2 pseudogenes are annotated in these 1,699 nt (G+C 62.2%); both read left to right on the top strand.

From position 1 onward, the window contains the following. A pseudogene (locus AC1D1X_RS22550) lies at nucleotides 1-794 on the top strand (malate synthase G); the annotation flags it as partial. A gap of 486 nt (nucleotides 795-1,280) precedes the next feature. Next, nucleotides 1,281-1,699, top strand: a pseudogene (locus tag AC1D1X_RS22545) (DUF1631 family protein); the annotation flags it as partial.

Below are 1,699 nucleotides of genomic sequence, written 5' to 3'. Positions count from 1 at the left end.
CGGCCATGCAGGCCGGCCCGATGATCCGCAAGGGCAACATGAAAATCAGCCCGTGGCTCAGCGCCTACGAACGCAGCAACGTGCTGGTCGGCCTGGCCTGCGGCCTGCGCGGCCGCGCCCAGATCGGCAAGGGCATGTGGGCCATGCCCGACTTGATGGCCGACATGCTCAAGGCCAAAATCTCGCACCCGCAGGCCGGCGCCAACACGGCCTGGGTCCCGTCGCCCACGGCCGCCACGCTGCACGCGCTGCACTACCACCAGGTCAATGTGGCGGCGGTGCAAAAAGACATCGAGAAGACGGTCGACCTGAAGTCCGAAATCGCCCGCCTGCTGCCCGAGCTGCTGCTGGTGCCGGTCTCGCCCGACGCCCAATGGACGCCTGCCGAGAAGCAGCAGGAGCTGGACAACAACGCCCAGGGCATCCTCGGCTATGTGGTCCGCTGGATCGACCAGGGTGTGGGTTGCTCCAAGGTGCCCGACATCCACAACGTTGGCCTGATGGAAGACCGCGCCACGCTGCGCATTTCCAGTCAGCACATCGCCAACTGGCTGCTGCACGGCGTGGTCACGAAAGCGCAGGTCAAGGAAACCTTTGAACGGATGGCCGCCGTGGTCGACGGCCAGAACGCCGGCGACCCCCTCTACAAAAAAATGGCGGGCAACTTCGAGACGTCGGYGGCCTACAAGGCGGCGTGCGACCTGGTCTTCAAGGGCCTGGAGCAACCCAGTGGCTACACCGAGCCGCTGCTGCACGCCTGGCGGCTGAAGGTAAAAGCCGGCTTGTGCCGTTAAGTCTGCGGCAGGGGTGCGGACGGGGGCTTGCGCCTGCTGCAGCCTGTGCCTGACAGAGTCAATTTGCTACTGAATTGATAGCTGTTGGCGCAAGCTGTTATTGGCCTGCAGGCCAAATACTCTTGAAAATCCGGGTTCGACCCGCTGGCGCCGGTGCGCCCCCATGGCGAATGACAGCCGGTCAGGCGTTGATAACCCCTGAGCTTGCGGAGGTGTTGCGCCAAACTGACCTTTACAAAGGGCCGCCGATCTTGCAAAACCGGCCGCTCATCGCCATTCGCGGGATTTAAAGGCTGGTTACGGACCGTTCCGTGTCAAAAACCCTGTAATTCATATGTATGCGTTGGAAACCAAGTGAAACACTTTGCAAGTACTTCAATGAAATCGCGGTTGGCCCTTACGCTAGCGTCTCCCCCCTCTCCGGCCACAGATCGGTTGCAAGCCGGCCGGCAAATGTGATTAATACCAATTTTCCCGAACTCCTCGATGGCTTCGCAACCTGACGTCCTTCAATCCTGTCTTCAGGCGGCTGCCAAAGCAGCCCGGCCTGCGCTGGAACGGTGCATTGATGACGCCGTGGCGGGGCTGCAGATTGCCGAGTCACAAAGCCCAAAAGTGGCCGAGCGCGACGAACTCGCGGCGGCCTGGCGGGGACTTCAACAAAACAAGCCCGTCTGGGTCGTGCAATACCCGGCAGACCTGCTGGTGCATTTCAAGGCGAATGTGGCTGTTGCGGTGCAGGCGGTGCGCACGCCGGCAGCATCTCCAGACCAGCTCGCTGCTTCAGCCGCAGCCGCATCCAGCACCTTCGCCGCCCTGTCTTATGCCAGCTTCGCCCTCGTCGACGACGACGATGTGTCCCAGGCCATTGAATCGTCACGGCTGCTCCAGCTGGTGCTGCCGGC

The organism is Polaromonas sp. P1_G4 (genome assembly GCF_056405475.1).
This window is presented reverse-complemented; position numbering and strand designations above follow the sequence as displayed.